Here is a 25319-nt window from a genome sequence, read left to right on the forward strand (position 1 = left end):
TCCGTGGGCCTGCGGCGCCTGGCACCGCACTCCCCCAGCTAACGCTGGGGGTACCCCCACGCGGCGTTGTCGCATCACCCACGGACACCCAGTCCGAGGGAGACGCTCCGCCTTGCGATGCACGGCACCAGACGCCGCAGGCTGATCCACGGAGACCGAAGAGACACCCCCTAGCCGCGGACGGTCTCACGCCGGCCGGGCGGTGCGACACCGCCCCCACTCCACCGGCGCCGTGCCCCACCCCCCGAAGGGCCGAGGCCCGCGAGTCCTCAGGGACCGGTGCCGGGGCGCAGGCCTCCCATGGCGCACCGGCGCCCTTGCGCCGGCTTCTCCTCGTACCTCCAGTGGTGCAACCCGTGCGGATCGGGTAACTCTCACAAGTAGCGCTGTCCAGCGACCGACCGGCCGCCGGCGCTGAACTCCCGAACCCGCGGCGAGGTGAGCTCCTGATGACCGCTCCATCCATCCGCAACGTTTCCGAGCGCGAAGCACGCCAGGTCGCCGAGGCGGCCCGCGAGCAGGACTGGCGCAAGCCCAGCTTCGCCAAGGAACTGTTTCTGGGGCGCTTCCGGCTCGACCTCATCCATCCGCACCCCACCCCCGCGGTCGACGACGTGCGCCGCGGCGAGAAATTCCTCGCCACGCTGCGTGAGTTCTGCGAGACGAAGATCGACAGCGCCCGGATCGAGCGCGAGGGAACGATTCCGGACGAGACCATCAAGGGTCTCAAGGAGCTCGGCGCGCTCGGCATGAAGATCGACCCGAAGTACGGCGGCCTCGGGCTGACCCAGGTCTACTACAACCGGGCGCTGGCCCTGGTCGGCACCGCCAGCCCCGCCATCGGCGCGCTGCTCTCCGCGCATCAGTCGATCGGCGTACCGCAGCCCCTGAAGCTGTTCGGCACCAAGGAGCAGAAGGAGACCTTCCTGCCGCGCCTGGCGCGGACGGACATCTCGGCGTTCCTGCTGACCGAGCCCGACGTCGGTTCGGACCCGGCCCGGCTGGCGACCGTGGCCGTCCCGGAAGGCGACGAGTACGTGCTCGACGGCGTGAAGCTGTGGACCACCAACGGTGTGGTCGCCGACCTGCTGGTGGTGATGGCGCGGGTGCCCGCCTCCGAGGGCCACAAGGGCGGCATCACGGCGTTCGTGGTCGAGGCGGACGCGCCGGGCATCACGGTCGAGAACCGCAACGCCTTCATGGGCCTGCGCGGCCTGGAGAACGGCGTCACCCGCTTCCACCAGGTACGGGTCCCCGCCGCGAACCGCATCGGCCCCGAGGGCGCCGGCCTGAAGATCGCGCTGACCACCCTCAACACCGGACGGCTGTCGCTGCCCGCGATGTGCGTCGGCTCCGGAAAGTGGTGCCTGAAGATCGCCCGCGAGTGGTCCGGGGCCCGCGAGCAGTGGGGCCGCCCGGTCGCCAAGCACGAGGCCGTCGGCGCCAAGATCTCCTTCATCGCCGCCACCACCTTCGCCCTCGAAGCGGTCGTCGACCTCTCCTCCCAGATGGCCGACGAGAACCGCAACGACATCCGCATCGAGGCCGCCCTCGCCAAGCTCTACGGCTCCGAGATGGGCTGGCTGATCGCCGACGAACTCGTCCAGATCCGGGGCGGCCGCGGCTTCGAGACCGCCGACTCGCTCGCCGCCCGCGGCGAACGCGCGGTCCCGGCCGAGCAGCTGCTGCGCGATATGCGCATCAACCGGATCTTCGAGGGCTCCACGGAGATCATGCATCTGCTGATCGCCCGGGAGGCGGTGGACGCCCATCTGTCGGTCGCCGGCGACCTCATCGACCCCGACAAGACCCTCGCCGACAAGAGCCGGGCGGCGGCCAAGGCCGGCGGGTTCTACGCCCGCTGGCTGCCCAAGCTCGTCGCCGGTCCGGGCCAACTCCCGCGTACGTACCAGGAGTTCGGGATGCTCGCCGGGCATCTGCGGTATGTCGAGCGGACCTCCCGCAAGCTCGCCCGCTCCACGTTCTACGCGATGTCCCGCTGGCAGGGCCGGATGGAGACCAAGCAGGGCTTCCTCGGCCGGATCGTCGACATCGGCGCCGAGCTGTTCGCGATGAGCGCCGCCTGCGTCCGCGCCGAGTACCTGCGGGAGACCGACGACCACGGGCGCGAGGCGCAGCAGCTGGCCGACGTGTTCTGCCGGCAGGCGCGGATCCGGATCGAGGAGCTGTTCGGCCGGCTGTGGACCAACACCGACGAGCTCGACCGCAAGGTCGTCTCCGGGGTGCTCGACGGCAACTACACCTGGCTGGAGGACGGCATCGTCGACCCCAGCGGCGACGGCCCCTGGATCGCCGACGCCACCCCGGGCCCGAGCAGGACGGACAACGTCCGGCGGCCCATCCGCTGAGCCGGACGCGGCCCGCATCCCGGGGCCGCCCCGGCGGTGATCCGCCGGGGCGGCCCCGGGGCGTGCCGGGCGCCTCCAGGGGAGGCATGATCGGCAAGACCCGCCCTTGGTGTCCACCGCCCCCCGGCGACCGGCCACAATGGACCCCATGACGGACTCCCTCGCCCACCCGCATCTGCGCTTCGAGCCGGCCGCCGGCGACCCGGACGGCCCGCGCGGGCCCCGTTCCCTGGTGATCCTCGGCTCGACCGGGTCGATCGGCACCCAGGCGATCGACATCGTGCTGCGCAACCCCGACCGCTTCCGGGTCACCGCGCTCTCCGCGGCCGGCGGCCGGGTCGAGCTGCTCGCCGAGCAGGCGCACCAGCTGCGGGTGACCGCCGTCGCGGTGGCCCGCGAGGACGCGGTGCCCGCGCTGCGCACGGCGCTGGCGGACCGCTACGGCGCGGGCGAGCCGCTGCCCGAGATCCTGGCCGGCCCCGACGCGGCCACCGAACTGGCCGCGTCGCCCTGCCACACCGTCCTCAACGGCATCACCGGCTCCATCGGCCTCGCCCCGACGCTGGCCGCCCTGAAGGCGGGCCGGGTGCTGGCCCTCGCCAACAAGGAGTCGCTGATCGTCGGTGGCCCGCTGGTCAAGGCGGTCGCTGCACCCGGCCAGATCATCCCCGTCGACTCCGAGCACTCCGCGCTCTTCCAGGCGCTGGCCGGCGGCGAGCGCGCCGAGGTACGCAAGCTCGTCGTCACCGCCTCCGGCGGCCCGTTCCGCGGCCGTACGAAGCGGGAGCTGGCCGGTGTCACCCCCGAGCAGGCGCTGGCCCACCCCACCTGGTCGATGGGCCCGGTCGTCACCATCAACTCCGCGACCCTCGTCAACAAGGGCCTGGAGGTCATCGAGGCGCATCTGCTGTTCGACGTGCCCTTCGACCGCATCGAGGTCGTCGTCCACCCGCAGTCCTACATCCACTCGATGGTGGAGTTCACCGACGGCTCCACGCTCGCCCAGGCCAGCCCGCCCGATATGCGGATGCCGATCGCGCTGGGCATCGGCTGGCCCGAGCGGGTCCCGGACGCCGCACCGGGCGTGGACTGGACGAAGGCCCAGACCTGGGAGTTCTTCCCGCTGGACGGGTCCGCCTTCCCGTCCGTCCCACTGGCCTGCCACGTCGGTGATCTGGGCGGCACCGCCCCGGCCGTCTTCAACGCGGCGAACGAGGAATGCGTGGAGGCATTCCTCAAGGGCGGGCTGCCGTTCACAGGGATTGTGGATACCGTCGCCGATGTGGTCGCCGAGCACGGCACGCCCTCGAAGGGAACTTCCCTGACGGTCGCGGACGTCCTGGAGGCGGAGACCTGGGCGCGCGCCCGCGCCCGCGAACTGGCCGCCCGTGCGGCACGGACACCTTCGGAGGCTCGCGCATGACGACCTGGATGACCATTCTCGGCATAGTCGTCTTCGTCGTCGGCCTGCTGTTCTCCATCGCCTGGCACGAGCTCGGCCATCTCTCCACGGCCAAGATGTTCGGTATCCGCGTGCCGCAGTACATGGTGGGCTTCGGGCCGACGCTCTTCTCCCGTAAGAAGGGCGACACCGAGTACGGCATCAAGGCCGTCCCGCTCGGCGGCTACATCCGCATGATCGGGATGTTCCCGCCCGGGGACGACGGAAAGCTCCAGGCCCGCTCCACCTCGCCGTTCCGCGGCATGATCGAGGACGCCCGCTCGGCGGCCTTCGAGGAGCTGCAGCCCGGCGACGACAAGCGGCTCTTCTACACCCGCAAGCCCTGGAAGCGCGTCATCGTGATGTTCGCCGGGCCGTTCATGAATCTGATCCTGGCGGTCGTGATCTTCATGAGCGTGCTGATGGGCTTCGGCATCAACACCCAGACGACGTCGGTCGGCTCCGTCTCGGACTGCGTCATCTCGGCCGCCGCCAAGACCGACAAGTGCCCGGCCGGCGCCAAGGACTCCCCGGCCAAGGCCGCGGGCCTGCGGGCCGGCGACAAGATCGTGTCGTTCAACGGGCGCGCCGTCCCGGACTGGGGCGCCCTCCAGCAGCAGATCCGCGACACCACCGGGCCCGCCACCCTCGTCGTCGAGCGACACGGCGCCCGCACGACCCTGCACGCCGACCTGATCGAGAACAAGGTCGCCAAGACCGACGGCCACGGCGGCTATGTGCCCGGCCAGTTCGTGAGCGCCGGATTCCTCGGCTTCACCCCGGCAAGCGGTGTGGTCCAGCAGTCGTTCGGCCAGTCCGTCGACCGCATGGGCAACATGGTCGAGCAGGGCGTCTCCTCGCTGGTGAACCTGCCCGGCAAGGTCCCGGACCTGTGGGACGCGGCCTTCAACGGCGGCGAGCGCAAGCAGGACTCCCCGATGGGCGTGGTCGGCGCGGCCCGGGTCGGCGGCGAGGTCTTCTCCCTGCACATCCCGCCGGAGCAGCGGGTGGCGACCATGCTCTTCCTGGTCGCCGGCTTCAACCTCTCGCTGTTCCTGTTCAACATGCTGCCGCTGCTGCCGCTGGACGGCGGACACATCGCCGGGGCCGTGTGGGAGTCGATCCGGCGGGCCTTCGCCAAGATCGTCCGGCGTCCCGACCCCGGCCCCTTCGACGTCGCCAAGCTGATGCCGGTCGCCTACGTCGTCGCGGGGATCTTCATCTGCTTCACCCTGCTGGTGCTCGTCGCCGACGTGGTGAATCCGGTGAAGCTGACCTGAAAACAGGTTTGGCGGCGGCCGGGCACCTCTGTGGCGTTTGGAGGTGTCCGGCCGTCTCCTTTCGTGGTGCCACGGGGGGACGATGTGCCTCCTGCAACCCCGGTGCCGTAACCTCGAAGGCCGGAGCCCGCCGATGCGGGGCCTAGATCCACACCTTGGGGTTGCTCGCCAGATGACTGCCATTTCACTGGGAATGCCGGACGTACCGACCAAGCTTGCCGACCGCCGGGTCAGCCGCAAGATCCAGGTCGGAACGGTCGCCGTGGGCGGAGACGCACCGGTCTCGGTGCAGTCGATGACGACCACACGCACGTCCGACATCGGCGCGACGCTGCAGCAGATCGCCGAGCTGACGGCCTCCGGCTGCCAGATCGTCCGCGTCGCCTGCCCGACCCAGGACGACGCCGATGCGCTGCCCGTCATCGCCCGGAAGTCCCAGATTCCGGTCATCGCGGACATCCATTTCCAGCCGAAGTACGTCTTCGCCGCGATCGACGCCGGCTGCGCCGCGGTCCGCGTCAACCCCGGCAACATCAAGCAGTTCGACGACAAGGTCAAGGAGATCGCGAAGGCGGCCTCCGACGCCGGCACCCCGATCCGGATCGGCGTCAACGCCGGCTCCCTGGACAGCCGCCTGCTGCAGAAGTACGGCAAGGCCACCCCCGAGGCGCTCGTCGAGTCCGCGCTGTGGGAAGCGTCCCTCTTCGAGGAGCACGGCTTCCGTGACATCAAGATCTCGGTCAAGCACAACGACCCGGTCGTGATGGTCAACGCCTACCGCCAGCTCGCCGCCCAGTGCGACTACCCCCTCCACCTCGGCGTCACGGAGGCCGGCCCCGCCTTCCAGGGCACCATCAAGTCCGCCGTCGCCTTCGGCGCCCTGCTCAGCGAGGGCATCGGCGACACCATCCGCGTCTCGCTCTCCGCGCCGCCCGCCGAAGAGGTCAAGGTCGGCATCTCCATCCTGGAGTCGCTCAACCTCCGCCAGCGCCGCCTGGAGATCGTCTCCTGCCCGTCCTGCGGCCGCGCCCAGGTCGATGTCTACAAGCTCGCCGACGAGGTCACCGCGGGCCTGGAGGGCATGGAGGTGCCGCTGCGCGTCGCCGTCATGGGCTGCGTCGTCAACGGCCCCGGCGAGGCCCGCGAGGCCGACCTCGGGGTCGCCTCCGGCAACGGCAAGGGCCAGATCTTCGTCAAGGGCGAGGTCATCAAGACCGTCCCCGAGTCGAAGATCGTCGAGACCCTCATCGAAGAGGCGCTGAAGATCGCCGCACAGATGGAGGCGGACGGCGTCGCCTCCGGCAGCCCGGTCGTCTCCGCCGCAGGCTGAGACCGCCTCCCGCAGCCGCCGAGCCCCGCCGCCCGCACCGGGCCGCGGGGCTCTCGGCCGCCCGGAACAATGCGTCCCGCCGGGGCCGGGTGCTCCCCGCGGGCGCGAGGTAAAGTGCCAGGACCTGCTCCCGCCTGGCCTCCCAGGCCCGTAACGGTGAGGCTGTCCGACACGTGCTGACGACCACTGCCATCAAGGTCCTCGAGCCCGGGGAGCTCGACGACGCCCTCGCGGTCCTGGACCGCGATCCGGTCGCCAATGCCTTCGTCGCCGCCCGCGTCCAGATCGCCGGCCTCGACCCCTGGCGGCTGGGCGGCGAGATGTGGGGCTGGTACGTCGGCGGGCGCCTGGAGTCGCTCTGCTACGCCGGTGCCAACCTCGTCCCGGTCTGCGCCACCTCCGAGGCCGTCCGCGGCTTCGCCGAACGCGCCCGCCGCCAAGGCCGCCGCTGCTCGTCCATCGTCGGCCCCGCGGGCACCACCGCCGAGCTGTGGTCGCTCCTGGAGCCGTACTGGGGACCGGCCCGCGAGATCCGCGCCCACCAGCCGCTGATGGTCACCACCGCACCGTCCGCCGAGATCGCCCCCGACCCGGACGTCCGGCGGATCCGCAAGAACGAGCTGGACCTGATCATGCCCGCCTGTGTGGCCATGTTCACCGAAGAGGTCGGCATCTCCCCGATGGCCGGCGACGGCGGGCTCCTCTACCAAGCCCGGGTCGCCGAACTCGTCGGCGCCGGCCGCTCCTTCGCCCGCATAGAGAACGGCAAGGTCATCTTCAAGGCCGAGATCGGCGCCGCCACCCAGCGGGCCTGCCAGATCCAGGGCGTCTGGGTCGACCCCGCCCACCGCGGCAAGGGCCTGTCCGAGACCGGCATGGCCGCCGTGCTGCGCTACGCCCTCAGCGATGTCGCCCCCGTCGTCAGCCTCTACGTCAACGACTTCAACACCGCGGCCCGCGCCTCCTACCGCCGGGTGGGCTTCGAGGAGGTCGGCGCGTTCATGAGCGTGCTGTTCTGATCTCGCCGTACTGTTCCCGCCCGCCGCCTTGTACGCTCCGGGCATGGATCACGTCGCGGTCGGCCCCCTTGATCTCGCTGCCCGCGTGGATGACGCGCTGGCCGTCCAAGCGCTCGCCTTCGGCCTGAGCGACGAGGAGACCGCCGTCCGCCGGCACATCGTGCTGCGCCACTTCGCCTGCCCCGGCGCCCGCGCCCTCGGCGCCACCACCCCCGACGGCCGGCTGGTCGGCTTCGTCTACGGCATGCCCAACGACCGCGCCCACTGGTGGTCCACGGTCGTCGAGCCCTACCTGCGCAGCGCGTCCCTCGACCACTGGCTCGACAACTCCTTCACCATCACCGAGCTGCACGTCCACCCCGCCTACCAGCACCGCGGCATCGGCCGGGCCCTGCTCACCCGCCTCACCGACGAGGCCCGCGAACCACGCTCCATCCTCTCCGCCATCGACACCGAAAGCCCCGCCCGCCGCCTCTACCGCTCCCTCGGCTACCACGACCTGGCCCGCCGCGTGCTCTTCCCGAGCGCGCCTACGCCTTACGCGGTGATGGGCGCGCGCTTGCCGCTGATGCGGCCTTCTTCCCACGTTGTCGGCTGACCCGCCGTGCCGCTTGCGCTTGGCGGCGCGCCCCACGTTTTTGTCTTTCCCGCCGTGGTGGCTTATCGCCGTTGCGCCTGGCGGCGGGCGTGGTTTGTCGGGTGCGGTGCCGCTCCTCCGGACTTCGTCCTGCGGCGCGGCCCCTCCCGTGAGTGGGTGGGAACAGGCCGGTGGGGGCGGGCCCCGGCCGTCGTCTGCGTGCAGTCGAGGGATGAGGTCCGCCCCCACCGGTCTTCTTCCACCCCCAACGGGAGGGGGCGGACCGCAGGACGGAGTCCGGAGGGCCGGTCCCGCGGCCGAACAGCCAGCGCAGCGGCAACCAGCCCGCCGCAGGCGCAACGGCGACAAACACCCGCGGCGGGCCAGGCGACCACGTGCGGCGCGCCGCAAAGCGCAACGGTGGGAACCTCCCACGGCGGGAACGCCGAAAACGCGGGGTGCGCCGCACAGCGCAAACGGCGAGAAACTCCCACGGCGGGAAGGCCGACAACGTGGGAATGAAGGCCAAGCGCAGCGGTATCGCATTTCCGCCGGAGAGACCCCTACGGCTAACCTCCAGGGAGTCACCTTTCTTACGCAGGAGAATCTCCCATGGCCCACGCCGCACAGGTCCAGCGCATGTCCCGCTTGATGATCAAGACACTGCGCGACGACCCGGCCGACGCCGAGACCGCCAGCCACAAGCTGCTCGTCCGCGCCGGGTACGTCCGCCGCTCCTCCGCCGGCATCTGGACGTGGCTGCCGCTGGGCAAGAAGGTCCTGGAGAACGTCTCCCGCATCGTCCGGGAGGAGATGGACGCCATCGGCGGCCAGGAGGTCCTGCTGCCGGCCCTGCTGCCCAAGGAGCCCTACCAGGCCAGCGGCCGCTGGGAGGAGTACGGCGACCTGCTCTTCCGGCTCAAGGACCGCAAGGGTGCCGACTACCTCCTCGGCCCCACCCACGAAGAGATCTTCACCCTCACGGTCAAGGACCAGTGCACGTCCTACAAGGACCTGCCGGTGATCCTCTACCAGATCCAGACCAAGTACCGCGACGAGGCCCGCCCCCGCTCCGGTGTGCTGCGCGGCCGCGAGTTCCAGATGAAGGACTCGTACAGCTTCGACACCACCGACGAGGGGCTGGAGCAGTCCTACGCCCTGCACCGCGCGGCGTACCAGAAGATCTTCGAGCGTCTGGGCCTGGACTACCGCATCGTCTCCGCCGTCTCCGGCGCGATGGGCGGCTCGGCCTCCGAGGAGTTCCTGGCCCCGGCCTCGGCCGGTGAGGACACCTTCGTGGACTGCCCGGCGTGCGACTACGCCGCCAACACCGAGGCCGTGACCGTCAAGGTCGCGCCGGCCGACGGCTCCGGGCACGGCCCCGTCGAGGAGCTGGACACCCCCGACACCCCGACCATCGAGTCGCTCGCCGAGTTCCTCGACGTGCCGGCCGCCGCGACCCTGAAGAACCTCCTGGTCAAGGTCGACGGCGAGATCGTCGCGGTGGGCGTGCCCGGCGACCGCGAGGTCGACCTCGGCAAGCTCGGCGAGCACCTCGCACCGGCCACCGTCGAGCTGGTCACCGCCGAGGACTTCACCGACCGGCCGGAGCTCGTCCGCGGCTATGTCGGCCCGCAGGGCCTGGCCGGCAAGGCCTTCCGCTACCTCGCCGACCCGCGGATCGCGCCCGGCACGGCCTGGGTCACCGGCGCCAACAAGGAGGGCAAGCACGCCCGCAACGTCGTCGCGGGCCGGGACTTCGAGGTCGACGAGTACCTCGACGTGGTCGTCGTCGAGCCCGGTGACCCCTGCCCGAAGTGCGGCACCGGCCTGCGCATCGACCGCGCCATCGAGATCGGCCACATCTTCCAGCTCGGCCGCAAGTACGCCGACGCCTTCGAGCTCGATGTGCTCGGCCAGAACGGCAAGCCCGCCCGGGTCACCATGGGCTCGTACGGCATCGGCGTCTCCCGTGCGGTGGCTGCGCTCGCCGAGCAGTCGCACGACGAGAAGGGCCTGTGCTGGCCGCGCGAGGTCGCGCCGGCCGATGTGCATGTCGTCGCGGCCGGCAAGGCCAAGCAGACCGAGCTCGCCCTGGAGGTCGGCGAGCGGCTCGGCGCCGCAGGCCTGCGGGTCCTGGTCGACGACCGGGCCGGGGTCTCGCCGGGCGTGAAGTTCACCGACGCCGAACTGCTGGGCGTGCCGGCCATCGTGGTCGCCGGCCGGCGTGCCGCCGAGGGCGTCGTCGAGGTCAAGGACCGCCGTACCGGCGAGCGCGAGGAGCTGACGGTCGAGGAGGCCGTCGCCCGCCTCAGCGCGTAGGGACCGTAGGGCAACGGGCCGGCCGGGGTACCCACCCCGGCCGGCCCGTTCGTCCGTCCACTACAGCCAGGCCGCGAACTCCAGCAGCAGCTCGCCCCGCTGGCGGGCGCCCGCGGCCACCTCCCGTACGCCGGTGTCCACCGCCCGGTACAGCGTCCAGTCGCGCAGCCGGTCGCGGTCCACCTCCAGGGAGTCGGCCAGCTTGGCCACCCGGCGGCGGGCCGCCGGGGCCGCGCCCGACCCGGCCATCAGATCCTCGAACCGGTCCAGCACCAGCGCCGCCAGGTCGTAGGCCCGCTCGCCGACCACCGGCGACGGGCCGACCGCCAGCCAGGGCGCCCGTTCACCGGCCAGCACCTTGCCCTGCCGGAACGCGCCGTGCAGCAGGAACTGCTCGTCGGACCCGGCCGGCAGGGTGCGCCGCAGCTCCAGGGCCTGCTCGACCAGCGGTCCGGCGGCCCGGGTCAGGGACCCGGCCGTACGCAGCGCCACCGCGGCCTCTTCGGTGCGCCCGGCCAGTGTCTCGAAGGGGTGGCCCGCCTTGGCCGGCACCCACAGCCGCCGCACCGTCCCGGCCGCCTCCAGCAGCGCCTTCGCCTCCGGCAGCGCCCGCAGCGACACCGCGCCCTGCAGCCGTTCCAGCAGCAGCGCCCCGCCGGCGTCGTCGGACCGCAGCAGCCGTACCGCGCCCCAGCCGTCCCACGCCTCCAGCGCCGCCGCCTCGTGCGCGGACACCCGCCCCGGCACCGTCAGCTTCAGCGCCGCGGGCGTCCCGTCCTGCTGCCGTACGAGGGCGAGCAGACTGCTGCGGCCACCGGGGGCCTGCACCCGTTCCAGCGTCAGCTGCCAGGCGTCCAGCCGCTGCTGAACCAGGGTCGGGAGCGCCGCGAGCCACTCGCGCACCGCACCGTCCGGATCGCCGCTCAGCGAACTCACCAACCGCTGCGGCGGTTCGATGGGTGCTGTTGCCATGCTTGAGCTGTCCTTTTCCTGGGCGGAGACCGCGCGGCGGCCGTCGTTCAGAGCGCGCCCGCGGCGGCGCTCGCGGAGCCGGACGGAGCGGCGGCCGCGGCCCGCTCCGCAAGCCCAGGGAAGGCTACGCCGCTGCCGCGCCAGCGCACCGCCCGGACCGCCGCCTCCCGCAGTGCGGCCGCCGCCTCCCTGCGCCGGGCCGTGCCGCCGGCCCGTACGAGATCGGCGTAGACGGCGGCTAGCCGGTCCTCCAGCTCCGCCGCCAGCCGGACCGCGGCGGCCGCGTCCGGGACCGGGAAGGGCAGCTCATAGGCGGCGGCCGCGGCCTGCGGGGTGCCGCCCAGGTCGCGCACCACCCGGCGCAGTGCGTCCCGGCGTGCGCGATGTCCGTCGTACGCCTCCTGCGCCTCCTTGCGCCGGTCGCCGGTGATCCGCCCGCCGACCACGCCGTAGCCGTACACCGCCGCATGCTCGGCGGCCAGCGCCGCCTGCACCGCCGTCAGCTCACCGTGCCCGTCGTCGTCCTGCTGCCCGTCTTTGCGGTGAACCGCTGCGGCCCTCATGTGTACGCCCCTTCGCTGGTCCGTGCTCCGCCGTGCCGTCCGGTGCCCGTCATCGGGCCGGCTCCGCCAGCAGAAACGCATGTGCCGCCCCGGCCGCCGCGACCGAGGCGAGCAGCCGGGCCAGCTCCGGGGGCGCGGCGGTCAGCGCCTTGGTGCGGGTGTCGGCGAGGGTGCGCTCCGCGTCGGCGAGCGCCGCGCGGGCGGCCCGCTCGTCCTGGGGAACCGGGGGAGCGGACGGCCGGGCGGCGCGCGGTGACGGCGCGGACGAGGGCGCACCGGCGTCGCGTGCCGGGTCCTCGGGGGCGGTGCGGTCCGCGCCCAACGCCTCGGCGTGCCGGGCGACTTCGCCGCGCAGCGGGCGCAGCCGCGGCTCCAGCGCCGGATGTGCGTGCAGCGTCGCGTCATAGCGGGCCAGCAGGGTCGTGCTGTCGCGGGCGGAGCGCTCGCGCAGCCGGTCCGCGGCGGAGGAATGTTCCCGCCCGCCGGGGCCGTCGTCCTCGGCGCAGCCGGCGAGCAGCGCCACGCCCCCGAGGGCGGCGCCGGCCAGCAGGGTCCTTCTGCGCGTGAGCGGCACTTTCGGCACGTTGCACTTCCCGGGGTCTTTCGTAGTGATCACCGCAGGCGAGAGTATCCGTGACCACCCACCGAATCGTCAGTACCCCGCCGGAACCGATAGGCTTTGACCCGACACGCGACCCACCCACAACAGCACACGCGGCCGAGGAGTCACCCGGATGAGCACGACCCAGAGCGAGAGGCTGCGCGGACTGCTTGAACCGCTCGTCGCCGCGCGAGACCTGGATCTGGAAGAGATCGAGGTGACACCGGCAGGCAAGCGGCGGGTGCTGAGGATCGTGGTCGATTCCGACGAGGGCGTCCAGCTGGACGAGTGTGCCGAGCTCAGCCGCGAGGCCTCCCAGGTCCTGGACGACTCCGATGTGATGGGCGGCGCCCCGTACACCCTTGAGGTGACCTCACCGGGCGCCGACCGGCCGCTGACCGAGCTGCGGCACTACCGCCGCGCCGTCGGCCGCCTCATCAAGGTCCAACTGACCGCGCAGGCAGGCGCCGGCGAGCTGGTGGCCCGGATCACCGGGGTGGACGAGAGCGGACTGGATCTTGAGGTGCCGGGCGTCAAGGGCCGCAAGCCGACCGCCCGCCGGGTCTCCTTCGACGAGATCGCCAAGGCGCGCGTCGAGCTGGAATTCAAGAGCAAGTCCGACAAGCGCGACGCGCAGCAGGACGAGAAGATCGACGAGAACAAGGAGGAGGCGTAGCCGTGGACATCGACATGAGTGCCCTGCGGGGGCTGGTGCGGGAGAAGGAGATCTCGTTCGACCTGCTGGTCGAGGCGATCGAGTCGGCCCTCCTCATCGCGTACCACCGCACCGAGGGCAGCCGCCGGCGGGCGCGGGTGGAACTGGACCGCAACACCGGTCATGTGACGGTGTGGGCGAAGGAGAACGCCGAGGACCTCACGGACCTGGCGGAGGGCGAGGAGCCCCGCGAGTTCGACGACACCCCCTCCGGCTTCGGGCGGATCGCGGCGACCACCGCCAAGCAGGTCATCCTGCAGCGGCTGCGGGACGCCGAGGAGGAGATCACCTTCGGCGAGTACGCCGGACGGGAGGGCGATGTCGTCACCGGCGTCGTCCAGCAGGGCAAGGACCCCAAGAACGTCCTGGTCGACATCGGCCGCCTGGAGGCCATCCTGCCGGTGCAGGAACAGGTCCCCGGTGAGGACTACGCCCACGGCACCCGGCTGCGCTCGTACGTCGTACGGGTGGTCAAGGGTGTCCGCGGCCCGTCGGTGACGCTGTCGCGCACCCACCCCAATCTGGTGAAGAAGCTCTTCGCCATGGAGGTCCCGGAGATCGCGGACGGCTCGGTGGAGATCTCCGCCATCGCCCGCGAGGCCGGCCACCGCACCAAGATCGCGGTGCGGTCCACCCGCTCCGGCCTGAACGCCAAGGGCGCCTGCATCGGCCCGATGGGCGGCCGGGTACGCGCCGTGATGGCCGAGCTGCACGGCGAGAAGATCGACATCGTGGACTGGTCGGACGACCCGGCCGAGCTGGTGGCGAACGCGCTGTCGCCGGCCCGGGTCAGCAAGGTCGAGGTCGTGGACCTGGCGGCGCGCTCCGCCCGGGTCACCGTCCCCGACTACCAGCTGTCGCTGGCCATCGGCAAGGAAGGGCAGAACGCCCGGCTCGCCGCCCGCCTCACGGGCTGGCGGATCGACATCCGCCCGGACACCGAGCACGCAGCGCAGGACTGAGTACACGCGGCGTAGCCGGCGGGCGTCGCGGCCCCGGAAAATCGGTGGTGCCGCGGCGCCCGGCAGGGAATTCTGAGCAGCCGTTCGGCCTTCACCCCAGCGGGGTCGGGCCGCCACGGGGAGGTAGACTTAAGCAGTGTCTGGCCGGACGCATGCCCGCGCATGCCCTGAGCGCACTTGTCTGGGATGCCGGGAGCGAGCGGCCAAGGGCGATTTGCTGCGCATCGTGGAGATCGAGGGTGACTGTGTCCCCGATCCTCGCGGTACGCTGCCCGGCCGGGGTGCGTACGTGCACCCGACACCGGTCTGCCTCGACCTGGCGGTTCGCCGCCGGGCGTTCAACCGGGCCTACCGGGCCCGGGGGCCGTTCGACACCACGGAACTCCGTCGGTTCCTCGAGCGGACGCCCGTCGAGCAGCCGCCGTTGCAATAAGGCACAGCAGCAAGAAACGCACAGCGCACGGAAAACCGTGCGGTCAGGTACCTCGCGAGTCGGAAGTAGGTCGAGATTGCGATGAGCACTCGATGAGTACGCGATGAGTACGCCCATGAAGTAGCGACGGTCCGGTGGACAACCCGGACCTAGAAGGAGCGAAGTGGCTAAGGTCCGGGTATACGAACTCGCCAAGGAGTTCGGCGTCGAGAGCAAGGTCGTCATGGCCAAGCTCCAAGAGCTTGGGGAATTCGTCCGTTCGGCGTCCTCGACGATCGAGGCGCCGGTCGTGCGCAAGCTGACCGACGCTTTCCAGGCAGGCAGCGGCAACGGCCGCGCCGCCGGCAAGCCCGCGGCGCCGCGCAAGGCGGCCCCCGCGAAGCCGTCCGCGCCGTCCCCGGCGCAGGCGTCCCGTCCTGCTGCCCCGAAGCCGGGCGGCGCCCCCAAGCCGGGCCCCGCGGCTCCGGCTCCGGCCCCGGCGGCCGCCGCCGAGGCGCCGCAGGCCCCCGCAGCACCCAAGAGCACTCCCGCCGCCGGCCCGACGCCGGGTCCGCGCCCCGCGCCGGCCCCGAAGGCTGCGGCACCCAAGCCCGCTCCGGCCGCCCCCGCGCAGCCCGAGTTCCAGGCTCCGCCGTCCGCGCCGGCCGCTCCCGCCGCCGGTCAGTCGGCTCCCCGTCCCGGTGCCACCCCCGGCCCGCGTCCGGCCCGTCCGGCGTCCGGTCAGGGCGGCCAGGGTGGTCAGGGCCGCGGTAACGCTCCGCGTCCCGGTGGCGAGCGTCCGGGCCCGCGTCCCGGTGCCCGTCCGTCCGGCCCCCGTCCGGGCAACAACCCCTTCACCTCCGGTGGCTCGACGGGCATGGCCCGTCCGCAGGCCCCGCGTCCCGGTGGCGCCCCGCGTCCCGGCGGCCAGGGCGGCCCCGGCGGTCCCCGTCCGCAGGCCGGTGGCCAGGGCGGTCCCCGTCCGCAGGGTCAGGGCGGCGCCCGTCCGACCCCGGGCGGTATGCCCCGTCCGCAGGGTGCCGCTCCCGGCGGTCCCCGTCCCGGTGGCGGCGGCGGTAACCGTCCGAACCCGGGCATGATGCCGCAGCGTCCCGCAGCCGGCCCGCGTCCGGGTCCCGGTGGCGGCGGCGGTCGCGGTCCCGCGGGTGCCGGTCGTCCCGGTGGTGGCGGCGGTCGTCCCGGTGGCGGCGGCGGTTTCGCCGGTCGTCCCGGTGGCGGTGGCGGCGGTCGTCCGGGTGGCGGCGGCGGTTTCGCCGGTCGTCCCGGTGGCGGTGGCCCCGGTGGTGGCGGCGGCTTCGGCGGTCGTCCCGGCTTCGGCGGTCGTCCGGGCGGTCCCGGTGGCCGTGGTGGCACGCAGGGTGCGTTCGGCCGTCCCGGCGGTCCGGCGCGTCGTGGCCGCAAGTCGAAGCGGCAGAGGCGTCAGGAGTACGAGGCCATGCAGGCCCCGTCGGTCGGCGGCATCATGCTGCCGCGCGGCAACGGTGCGACGGTTCGCCTGTCGCGCGGTGCCTCGCTGACGGACTTCGCGGAGAAGATCAACGCCAACCCGGCGTCGCTGGTCCAGGTCATGCTGAACCTCGGCGAGATGGTCACCGCGACCCAGTCGGTCTCCGACGAGACCCTCCAGCTGCTCGCCGACGAGATGAACTACGTCGTCGAGATCGTCAGCCCGGAGGAGGAGGACCGCGAGCTCCTGGAGTCCTTCGACATCGACTTCGGTGAGAACGAGGGCGGCGAGGAGATGCTCGTCGCGCGTCCGCCGGTGGTGACCGTCATGGGTCACGTCGACCACGGTAAGACCCGGCTGCTCGACGCGATCCGCAAGACGAACGTCATCGCGGGCGAGGCCGGCGGCATCACCCAGCACATCGGTGCCTACCAGGTCGCGACCGAGGTCAACGAAGAAGAGCGGCGCATCACCTTCATCGACACCCCCGGTCACGAGGCGTTCACCGCCATGCGTGCCCGTGGTGCCAAGTCGACCGACATCGCGATCCTCGTGGTGGCGGCCAACGACGGTGTCATGCCGCAGACGATCGAGGCCCTGAACCACGCCAAGGCGGCCGAGGTGCCGATCGTGGTCGCGGTCAACAAGATCGACGTCCCGGGCGCCGACCCGACCAAGGTGCGCGGTCAGCTGACCGAGTACGGCCTGGTGGCCGAGGAGTACGGCGGCGACACCATGTTCGTCGACATCTCCGCCAAGCAGGGCGAGAACATCGAGTCCCTGCTGGAGGCCGTGGTCCTCACCGCGGACGCGGCGCTGGACCTGCGGGCCAACGCCGAGCAGGACGCCCAGGGTCTCGCGATCGAGGCACACCTCGACCGCGGCCGCGGTGCCGTGGCGACCGTCCTGGTCCAGCGCGGTACCCTCCGCGTCGGCGACACGATGGTGGCCGGCGACGCGTACGGCCGTGTCCGTGCGATGTTCGACGACAAGGGCAACAACGTCGAGGAAGCGGGTCCGTCGACCCCCGTCCTGGTCCTGGGTCTGACCAACGTCCCGGGCGCCGGCGACAACTTCCTGGTCGTCGACGAGGACCGTACGGCCCGTCAGATCGCCGAGAAGCGCGCGGCGCGCGAGCGCAACGCCGCCTTCGCCAAGCGCACCCGCCGGGTGTCCCTGGAGGACCTGGACAAGGTGCTCAAGGCCGGCGAGGTCCAGCAGCTCAACCTCATCATCAAGGGTGACGCTTCTGGTTCCGTCGAGGCCCTGGAGTCCTCGCTGCTCCAGCTCGACGTCGGCGAAGAGGTCGACATCCGGGTGCTGCACCGCGGCGTCGGTGCGGTCACGGAGACCGACATCAACCTGGCGTCCGGCTCCGACGCGATCGTCATCGGCTTCAACGTGCGCGCCGAAGGCCGTGCCACGCAGATGGCCGAGCGCGAGGGCGTCGACGTCCGGTACTACTCGGTCATCTACCAGGCGATCGAGGAGATCGAGGCGGCCCTCAAGGGCATGCTCAAGCCGGAGTACGAGGAGGTCGAGCTCGGTACCGCGGAGATCCGCGAGATCTTCCGCTCGTCCAAGCTCGGCAACATCGCGGGTGTGCTCATCCGCTCCGGCGAGGTCAAGCGCAACACCAAGGCGCGCCTCATCCGCGACGGCAAGGTGGTCGCGGAGGACCTCAACATCCAGGGTCTGCGCCGCTTCAAGGACGACGTCACCGAGATCCGCGAAGGCTTCGAGGGCGGTATCAACCTCGGAAACTTCAACGACATCAAGATCGACGACGTCATCGCGACGTACGAGATGCGGGAGAAGCCGCGCGGCTGATCACGCAAAGACCGGGGCCGGTCGGCGGAGTTCTGCTCCGCCGGCCGGCCCCGGCTGTTTTCGAGGATGCGGTGGACTGACGGCCCGATGCGCTCACCCACCGCCCCCTCGGGCCTACGCAAAGTAATCCCGTCGATCGGTGTCCGATGTTGCGTGTACCGTTCTTGTGTTCTTGCCAAATATCGGCAGGGCTTACCGAATACGAGGCCTCACGGGTCGGCTTGACCCGCACTGCATGTACGTAGGGACGCTGTCCTTCGACCTGCTTCTCGGCGACGTACGGTCGCTGAAGGAGAAGCGCTCCGTCGTCCGCCCGATCGTCGCCGAGCTGCACCGCAAATTCGCGGTGAGCGTCGCCGAGATCGGGGACCAGGATCTGCACCGCAGGGCCAGGATCGGCCTGGCGGTGGTGTCCGGAGACGCGGGGCATCTCACCGATGTCATGGACCGCTGCGAGCGCCTGGTCGCCGCACGGCCCGAAGTGGAGCTGCTGTCGGTACACCGGCGGCTGCACGGCGACGACGACTGACCTGAGGTACGGGCAGCTCGCCGCCGGTGGAAGCACAATTGTGGAAGAAAGAAGGAGACGGACCAGTGGCCGACAATGCGCGGGCGAAGAAGCTGGCGGACCTCATCCGGGAGGTGGTCGCCCAGAAGCTGCAGCGCGGCATCAAGGACCCGCGGCTCGGTTCGCATGTGACCATCACGGACACCCGGGTCACCGGCGACCTGCGGGAGGCTACGGTCTTCTACACGGTCTACGGAGACGACGAGGACCGTGCCAGTGCCGCCGCCGGGCTGGAGAGCGCCAAGGGCATCCTGCGCTCCGCGGTCGGCGCCGCGGCCGGCACGAAGTTCACGCCGACCCTGGCCTTCGTGGCGGACGCCCTGCCGGAGAACGCCAAGACGATCGATGACCTGCTCGCCAAGGCACGGGCCGAGGACGCCAAGGTGCGCGAGGTCTCCTCGGGCGCCCAGTACGCCGGTGAGGCCGACCCGTACCGCAAGCCGGGCGAGGACGAGGACGACGAGGGCACCGCGGCAGAATGAAGCGTGAGAGCAACAAGCCCATCGAGAGGGGCGAGCGCGCTGCGCGCTCCGGCAAGGGTGGTGGGCGGCCGGCGGGCCTTGTCATCGTCGACAAGCCCGCCGGCTTCACCTCGCACGACGTGGTGGCGAAGATGCGCGGCATGGCGCGCACCCGTCGGGTCGGGCACGCCGGCACGCTCGATCCGATGGCGACGGGCGTGCTCGTCCTGGGCATCGAGCGGGCCACCAAGCTCCTCGGCCATCTCGCGCTGACGGAGAAGGAGTACGTCGGCACGATCCGGCTCGGCCAGACGACGATCACCGATGACGCCGAGGGCGAGATCACCGCGTCGAAGGCGGCACACGGCCTCGCCCGCGAGGACATCGACGCGGGAATCGCCCGGCTGTCCGGCGCGATCATGCAGGTCCCGTCGAAGGTCAGCGCCATCAAGATCGACGGCAAGCGGTCGTACTCGCGGGTCCGCGACGGCGAGGACGTGGAGATCCCGGCCCGCCCGGTGACCGTCTCCTCGTTCGTGCTGCACTCCGCGCACGAAACCGAGGCCGAGGACGGCACCCCGGTGACCGATCTGCTGGTCTCCGTCGAGTGTTCGTCGGGTACCTACATCCGCGCGCTGGCCCGCGATCTGGGAGCCGGGCTCGGGGTCGGCGGCCATCTGACCGCGCTGCGCCGTACCCGCGTCGGCCCGTACAAGCTGGACCGGGCGCGCACGCTCGAACAGCTCCAGGCCGCGGTGGACGACACCGAGGGGGAGGGCCTGCCGGTCATGCCGCTCGGGGAGGCGGCCGCCGCGGCGTTCACCCGCTGGGACGTCGCCGAGGCGCAGGCGCGGCTGCTGCTCAACGGCGCGCGGATCGCGATGCCGCGGTTCGAGGGCGACGGCCCGGTCGCGGCGTTCGGGCCGGACGGCCGGTTCCTGGCGCTGGTGGAGAACCAGGGCGGGAAGGCGAAGAGCCTGGCGGTGTTCGAGGTCTGAGGCACGGCCCGAGGGGGCCGTGCACCGTGGCCGGGTCCGGAGCGTGCGAGACGCTCCGGGCCCGGCCTTCGTGTGTGCGGACGCGGCGGCGGCCGCCCCCGGAAGGGTGGTGGAACGCGGGCCGCCCGGTCAGGAACGGAGGGCCGGCCCGCGCTCCACCATCCCCCTCACCTTGTGTCTCTCCAGCGGGGCCGGGCCATTCACTCATTCGGTGAGGCGCTCGGAGTGAATCAAGGAGTGGACGGGGGCGCGTTGGAACGGCCCCCTGCCATGACGATCACTGCTTGCTTACCGTTCGGGGACTGAACAGGCGAGAGGATCGGCAATGGCACTGCTGGACGCCGATGTGGACGCGGCGCTGGTGCGCATCCGCGATCTGGCAGGTCGCACGCGCGGCACGGGGTTCCTCGCGGACCCCGACGGCACCGTGATCACCAGCCACGAAGCGGTGGACGGGGCGGCACAGTTGGTGCTGCAGCCCATGGCGGACGGGGCGGGCGGCGGTGCGGCGGGCGGCGGTGGATGGACCTGCCTGGTGGCGGCCGACGCCGTGACGCCGTTGCCGGAGGACGGGCTCGCCCTCGTACGGACCGACGGCTTCGGACCGCACCGGCTGCTGCCGCTGCCCATCGCCGCGGGCCGGCCCGCGGCGGGCACCCATGCACGGCTCTGGGCGGGCGGCTGGCTGGACGGCACGGTCGTCGGGCCGGGCTCCGGGGTGATGTACACGGCCACCGACCGCGTCCATCTCCTCGACGAGACACTGGAACTCCACCTCTGCGCGGGCGGCAGGGAGGCGCTGCGGCTGGGCGGCGCCGCGGTCGGTGGGCCGGTGCTGGACGCACGGACGGGCGCGGTGCTCGGGGTGCTCGGCACCGCGCTGCACTCCGGCCGCCGGGCCGGCGGCTATGCGATCCCGCTCCGCGCCGTCGCCGAGGCCGCGCCGGGAGGTGTGCTGGCCGCGCTGCTGGAGCGCAACGCCGTGACCGTCCCCGCCTACGGCAGCGAGCTGAATCCGGCCGGCGCCCGGCACCTGACCGAGGTGTCGGGGAGCGCCCCCGCACGGCCGCGACGGTGGCGGGATCCGGTCGAACGGCCGGAGGTGGCCGCGGAGTTCGCGCGCTTCGAGGACAGCAGGGCGACCGCGCTGGTGCTGGGCCTGGTGGGGGAGCCGGGGACGGGGCGGAGCACGGAGCTGGCCGCGCTGGCCGCACGCCGGGCGCAGGGACCCCTCCCGGCGCCGACCGTCCGGCTGCGCGGCGCGGAGCTGCGGCCCGGCGACGACGGGGTGCGGACGGCGGTGGAGCGCGCGCTGCGCTCCGCGGGCCGGATCGTCGCCGCGGCGGGCCGTACGGCCGGTGATCCGACGGACACCACCTCGCAGGGCGTGGCCCGGGCGGCGGCCGCGGCCGGACGCGGGCTGCTGGTGCTCCTCGACGGTCCGGAGGAGATGCCGACCGCCCTGGACCGGCGGCTGGCCGAATGGACCGAGGCGACGGCCGACTGGCTGCGTACGGCCGGTGTGCGGCTGGTGCTCGCCTGCGGCCCCGAGTACTGGGAGCGGGCCGGGGCGCTCTTCCCGCCCGCGCTGCTGCACCGGCCGCGCCATCCGCTGCCCGCGCTGCCCGCCTGCGTGGGACTCGGTGATCTCCCGGAGGAGGCGGCGGAGCGCGCCCGTGGCCGCTACCGCCTGCCCCCGGGCCTGCCGGCCGCGGCCGACGCCCGCCATCCGCTGGCGCTGCGGCTGCTCGCGGAGGTCCTGGCGGCGCTCCCCAAGGGCGACCCGGCCGGTCTCGGCACCCCTGACCGCCATCAGATCTTCGAGGCCTACCTGGACCTGACGTGTCTGCGTATCGCCGGGCGCCTGGCGGCCGCGCACCGTCCCGTGCTGCGCGGCACCGCCGTACGCCGCCTGGCCGCCCAGGTCGCCGGCCAGGTGCACGAGGCGGCCCGCCGCTGTCTTCGCCCCGGGCCGGGCGCGCTGGACCGGATGTCCTTCGAGGAGGTCTTTCCGCCGGAGCCGGGCTGGGCCGCCGCCGTGCTCAGCGAGGGGCTGCTGGTCCCGGCCGGCGGCGGATACCGCTTCGCCCACGAGGAGTTCGCGGACTGGCTGCAGGGCGCCCACGCCGGCCCCGGGCTCCGGCCCGCCCCCGGGCGGCGCACCGGACCGGTCGTCCAGGCGCTGCTGCTGCTCGCCCGGCGGGAGGGGACGGTACAACTGACCTTCCGGCTGGCCGAGTTGGTGCCGATGGCGACCGCCGGCGGCCCCGCGGCGCCGGCCGCACGCGCCGTGGACGGCCGCCGGTGGGCCGCCCGGCTGCTGACCGGCGTCCTGCTCCGGGTGCCCGATGCGCGGCCGTACACGGGCGTGCTGCGGCTGCTCGCCGACCGGATCACGGAGCGGTCGCTGCGCGCGGGCGGCTTCGAGCACACCGGCCTGGCGGAGTTCGGCCCCTGGTTCTGGGAGCGGCTGGCGCTGACGGACGAGGACCGGATGGATCTGCTGCGCCGTCTGCTGCCGGCGGACGGGCCGCCGGGCGCGGCGGGGCGGGTGCCGGCCGGGCTGCCGGGGGGCGCGGGGACGAGTGCCGGGGCGGGAACCGTCCCCAGCGCGCCGGGCGCGCACCCGCCGGTCACCGTGCCGCGCCCGGGTGGGCCCTTCGCGGAGCCGCCGCGCGTACGCGTCCACCCCGCGGACCATCCTGCCGACCACCCCGCCGACCGTCCCGAGCCCGCCCGGGACCGCGGCGGTTCGGTGGGTCCCGCCGACGGTCCGCGTCCGCACCCCGCCGACGACCCGTCCGCGGCGGCCGGCTCCGGCGCACGCTCCACGCGGTTCCTCGACGCCGCGGCCGCGCTGCTGCGGACGGACCCGGAGGGGATGCAGCCGCTGCTGTGCGCCTGGTTCGACGACAGCCGCCCGCTGCAGCGTCCCGGTGCGGACGGCGGCGGCCCGGCTGGCCCCGTGCGCGCCCTGCCCCGTGAGATCACCGTCGCCGCCGCCGCGCAGGCCCTGCTGCACACCCACCGCCGACTGGCGCTCGACGCGCTCCTGGAGGCACTGGTGACCGCCGCGCACCCCAGGGGCGACGAGCTGATGGACGCGCTCGCCGAGGACGAACCGGCAGCCGTGTGCCGGGCCGTGGACCGCTGGGCGCACGACGAGCGCCCCGAGCGCCGGGCCGCCGCCGCGTCGTACGGCCTGCGGGCCGCCCCCCACGCCACCGCCGCACCCGACCGCGCCCTGCTGCGCTACGCCGCGCTGTGCCTGCTCGCCCGGCGCGCCGACGCCGCCCACCACGGCTCCGCGCTCGCCCTGCTGGTGGGCGATCCGGCCACCCGCTCCCGCTTCCTGGACCGGGCGCTGGCGCGCTTCGTCGCGGGCGATCCCCAGCTGCCGCCCACGGCGTTCACGGCCGCCCTCACCGATCACACCGGAGCGGTGCTGGACGCCTTCCGGGCCCGGCTGGTCGGCGGCGAGGGCCCGCCGGTGGCGGACGCGCTGCTGCGCATGCTCGCCCGTATCGACGCGCCGGACCTCGTCGCCCGCATCGCCGACCTCGTCCGCGACTGCGCCCGGCACTGCCCACAGCGCGTGGCGCGGCCGGTCGCGGAGTTCCTCGACCGCCGCCTCGAACGGGGGCCGGCCGCCCGCGCCGCGCTCCGCCCGCTCGCCGTGGAGCTGCTGACCGGGTACCCCGCACCGGTCCGGTGCGCGCTCGCGGCGGTGGTGGCCGAACCCGGCTCCGGCGACTCGGCCCCGCTGCGCCGCGAGCTGCTCGATGCGCTGCTGGCGCAGGAGGCGTCGTACCCGGCGGTGCGTGGCGGGTACGGCGAATGCGAGGGAACGCAGCCGGACACCCGGGTGCTGGAGGCGCTGCTCCGGGCGGCCGCCGAGGGCGCGGAACGGCGGCCGGCGGAACGCACCCGGGAGCTGGTGCACCGCACCGCGATGCTGCTGGTCCGCACGCCGCAGGGCGCCGTCCGCCTGGACCGGCAGCTGGTGGAGCTGGGCCGGCGGGTGCCCGGCTTCGCCCGGCGGGTGCAGGACTGGGTGGCGGACGAGCCGGGGGAGTGGGCGGCGGTGGTGGGCCCCGGCGCCCGTGCCACGCTCACCGGATGCCACAGCTGACCGCGCGGCCGGTCCGGCCGCCGGTCGCCCGCGCATCCGCCGGTGACGCCGGTGGCCTGCGGCGGATCCGGTCCGCAGGGCCGCCCTGAACCCCCCTTCGCGTGGAGCATCACCCCCGGCATGGCAGTCTTAGACCTGCGCCATGCCGAATTGGCGCACAGGACGGACAGGGTTCGGGCGAGGAGCGGGCAGAGTGCAGCGCTGGCGTGGCTTGGAGGACATCCCCGAGGGCTGGGGGCGCAGCGTCGTCACCATCGGCTCGTACGACGGAGTGCACCGCGGCCACCAACTGATCATCGGCAAGGCCGTCGCGCGCGCCCGTGAGCTGGGGATTCCCGCGGTGGTCGTGACCTTCGACCCGCACCCCAGCGAGGTCGTGCGCCCCGGCACCCACCCGCCGCTGCTGGCGCCGCACCACCGGCGTGCGGAGCTGATGGCGGGGCTGGGGGTGGATGCCGTGCTGGTCCTCCCGTTCACCAAGGAGTTCTCGACGCTGGAGCCGGCCGACTTCGTGGCCAAGGTGCTGGTCGACAAGCTGCACGCGCAGGTCGTCGTCGAGGGCCCCAACTTCCGCTTCGGGCACAAGGCGGCCGGCAATGTCGCCACCCTCGCCGAACTCGGGTCCACCTACGACTACACGGTGGAGGTCATCGACCTCTACGAGCGCGGCGCGGCGGGCGGCGGCGAGGCCTTCTCCTCCACGCTCACCCGCCGGCTGGTCGCCGAGGGCGATGTGGCCGGGGCGAGCGAGGTCCTGGGACGGCCGCACCGCGTCGAGGGCGTCGTCGTACGCGGCGCCCAGCGCGGCCGCGAACTGGGCTTCCCGACGGCGAATGTGGAGACCCTGCCGCACACCGCGATCCCCGCCGACGGCGTCTACGCGGGGCTGCTGCAGGTCGAGGGCGAGGCGATGCCGGCCGCCATCTCGGTCGGCACCAACCCGCAGTTCGACGGCAAGACGCGCACCGTCGAGGCGTACGCCATCGACCGCGTCGGCCTGGATCTGTACGGCCTGCATGTCGGGGTGGACTTCATTGCCTATATCCGGGGGCAGGAGAAGTTCGACACCCTTGATGCTCTGTTGGAGCGGATGGCTGTGGATGTGAAGGTGGCTCGGGGGTTGGTTGCGGGGGCGGAGTAGGCGTACTTCCCGCCGCTTTTTCCCACCGGCATTTTTTCCCCGCCGCCCACCCCCCTTCGGGGGGTGGGCGGGTGTAGTGCTGCGGTAGCCCTTCCTGGGGAGCCGGCGTAGCGCTGCAGAAGCCCTTCGCCGGGTGGGATGCGTAGTGCTGCGGAAGC

At 72.8% G+C, this 25319-nt stretch carries 19 protein-coding genes; 16 read left to right on the forward strand and 3 right to left on the reverse strand.

Translation table 11 applies throughout. The features are described from left to right. Positions 1 to 449: 449 nt before the first annotated feature. From BKA18_RS26380 to BKA18_RS26410, 7 genes are all read left to right on the forward strand, one after another. The gene (locus BKA18_RS26380) at positions 450 to 2369 is read left to right on the forward strand and encodes an acyl-CoA dehydrogenase family protein (RefSeq protein WP_366047354.1); all 1920 of its coding nucleotides are present in this window, start codon (positions 450 to 452) and stop codon (positions 2367 to 2369) included. A gap of 148 nt (positions 2370 to 2517) precedes the next feature. Then, complete coding sequence (gene dxr / locus BKA18_RS26385) at positions 2518 to 3792, forward strand: 1-deoxy-D-xylulose-5-phosphate reductoisomerase (protein WP_366047353.1); 1275 nt, start codon at positions 2518 to 2520, stop codon at positions 3790 to 3792. Then, positions 3789 to 5090 carry a M50 family metallopeptidase gene (locus BKA18_RS26390; protein ID WP_147248426.1) on the forward strand — a complete coding sequence of 434 codons (1302 nt, stop codon included), beginning with the start codon at positions 3789 to 3791 and terminating at the stop codon, positions 5088 to 5090. The genes dxr and BKA18_RS26390 overlap by 4 nt, the downstream gene beginning before the upstream one ends. 172 nt (positions 5091 to 5262) lie before the next feature. Then, on the forward strand, positions 5263 to 6420 hold the full coding sequence (ispG, locus tag BKA18_RS26395; RefSeq protein ID WP_006602785.1) for a flavodoxin-dependent (E)-4-hydroxy-3-methylbut-2-enyl-diphosphate synthase: 1158 nt from the start codon (positions 5263 to 5265) through the stop codon (positions 6418 to 6420). A gap of 173 nt (positions 6421 to 6593) precedes the next feature. Beyond that, complete coding sequence (locus BKA18_RS26400; RefSeq protein ID WP_006602784.1) at positions 6594 to 7439, forward strand: GNAT family N-acetyltransferase; 846 nt, start codon at positions 6594 to 6596, stop codon at positions 7437 to 7439. A gap of 43 nt (positions 7440 to 7482) precedes the next feature. Next, entirely contained in the window at positions 7483 to 8037 is a 555-nt protein-coding gene (locus BKA18_RS26405) for a GNAT family N-acetyltransferase (RefSeq protein WP_366047352.1), read from the forward strand. A gap of 591 nt (positions 8038 to 8628) precedes the next feature. Further along, positions 8629 to 10338, forward strand: coding sequence for a proline--tRNA ligase (locus BKA18_RS26410; RefSeq protein ID WP_366047351.1), 1710 nt, complete (start codon positions 8629 to 8631; stop codon positions 10336 to 10338). A 60-nt stretch (positions 10339 to 10398) separates the two neighbouring features. Here BKA18_RS26410 and BKA18_RS26415 read toward each other — a convergent pair whose 3' ends face one another. From BKA18_RS26415 to BKA18_RS26425, 3 genes are read right to left on the reverse strand one after another with little or no spacing between them, the layout of a single operon-like run. Next, positions 10399 to 11310, reverse strand: coding sequence for an aminoglycoside phosphotransferase family protein (locus BKA18_RS26415; protein ID WP_366047350.1), 912 nt, complete (start codon positions 11308 to 11310; stop codon positions 10399 to 10401). A 47-nt stretch (positions 11311 to 11357) separates the two neighbouring features. Further along, positions 11358 to 11873, reverse strand: coding sequence for a ferritin-like domain-containing protein (locus BKA18_RS26420; protein ID WP_366047349.1), 516 nt, complete (start codon positions 11871 to 11873; stop codon positions 11358 to 11360). 49 nt (positions 11874 to 11922) lie between these two features. Continuing rightward, a complete protein-coding gene (locus tag BKA18_RS26425) occupies positions 11923 to 12447 on the reverse strand; it encodes a hypothetical protein (RefSeq protein ID WP_366047348.1) in 525 nt (174 codons plus the stop codon). Positions 12448 to 12607: 160 nt separating this feature from the next. Here BKA18_RS26425 and rimP point away from each other — a divergent pair, with 160 nt between their 5' ends. From rimP to BKA18_RS26470, 9 genes are all read left to right on the forward strand, one after another. After that, entirely contained in the window at positions 12608 to 13150 is a 543-nt protein-coding gene (rimP, locus tag BKA18_RS26430) for a ribosome maturation factor RimP (RefSeq protein WP_366047347.1), read from the forward strand. Between the two features lie 2 nt (positions 13151 to 13152). After that, a complete protein-coding gene (nusA, locus tag BKA18_RS26435) occupies positions 13153 to 14151 on the forward strand; it encodes a transcription termination factor NusA (protein WP_129250727.1) in 999 nt (332 codons plus the stop codon). Positions 14152 to 14287: 136 nt separating this feature from the next. After that, positions 14288 to 14584: a YlxR family protein gene (locus BKA18_RS26440; RefSeq protein ID WP_078568605.1), complete on the forward strand. Its 297-nt coding sequence runs from the start codon at positions 14288 to 14290 to the stop codon at positions 14582 to 14584. Positions 14585 to 14747: 163 nt separating this feature from the next. Beyond that, a complete protein-coding gene (gene infB / locus BKA18_RS26445; protein ID WP_366047346.1) occupies positions 14748 to 17861 on the forward strand; it encodes a translation initiation factor IF-2 in 3114 nt (1037 codons plus the stop codon). A gap of 235 nt (positions 17862 to 18096) precedes the next feature. After that, a complete protein-coding gene (locus tag BKA18_RS26450; RefSeq protein WP_366047345.1) occupies positions 18097 to 18390 on the forward strand; it encodes a DUF503 domain-containing protein in 294 nt (97 codons plus the stop codon). Between the two features lie 65 nt (positions 18391 to 18455). After that, the gene (gene rbfA, locus BKA18_RS26455) at positions 18456 to 18911 is read left to right on the forward strand and encodes a 30S ribosome-binding factor RbfA (RefSeq protein ID WP_006602773.1); all 456 of its coding nucleotides are present in this window, start codon (positions 18456 to 18458) and stop codon (positions 18909 to 18911) included. Further along, a complete protein-coding gene (gene truB, locus BKA18_RS26460) occupies positions 18908 to 19888 on the forward strand; it encodes a tRNA pseudouridine(55) synthase TruB (protein WP_366047344.1) in 981 nt (326 codons plus the stop codon). The genes rbfA and truB overlap by 4 nt, the downstream gene beginning before the upstream one ends. Positions 19889 to 20213: 325 nt before the next feature. Beyond that, on the forward strand, positions 20214 to 24020 hold the full coding sequence (locus tag BKA18_RS26465) for a hypothetical protein (RefSeq protein WP_366047343.1): 3807 nt from the start codon (positions 20214 to 20216) through the stop codon (positions 24018 to 24020). A 193-nt stretch (positions 24021 to 24213) separates the two neighbouring features. Continuing rightward, a complete protein-coding gene (locus BKA18_RS26470; protein WP_366047342.1) occupies positions 24214 to 25161 on the forward strand; it encodes a bifunctional riboflavin kinase/FAD synthetase in 948 nt (315 codons plus the stop codon). Positions 25162 to 25319: the final 158 nt, after the last annotated feature.

The organism is Streptomyces auratus (assembly GCF_050433025.1).
In the GTDB taxonomy this organism is placed as follows: domain Bacteria; phylum Actinomycetota; class Actinomycetes; order Streptomycetales; family Streptomycetaceae; genus Streptomyces; species Streptomyces sioyaensis.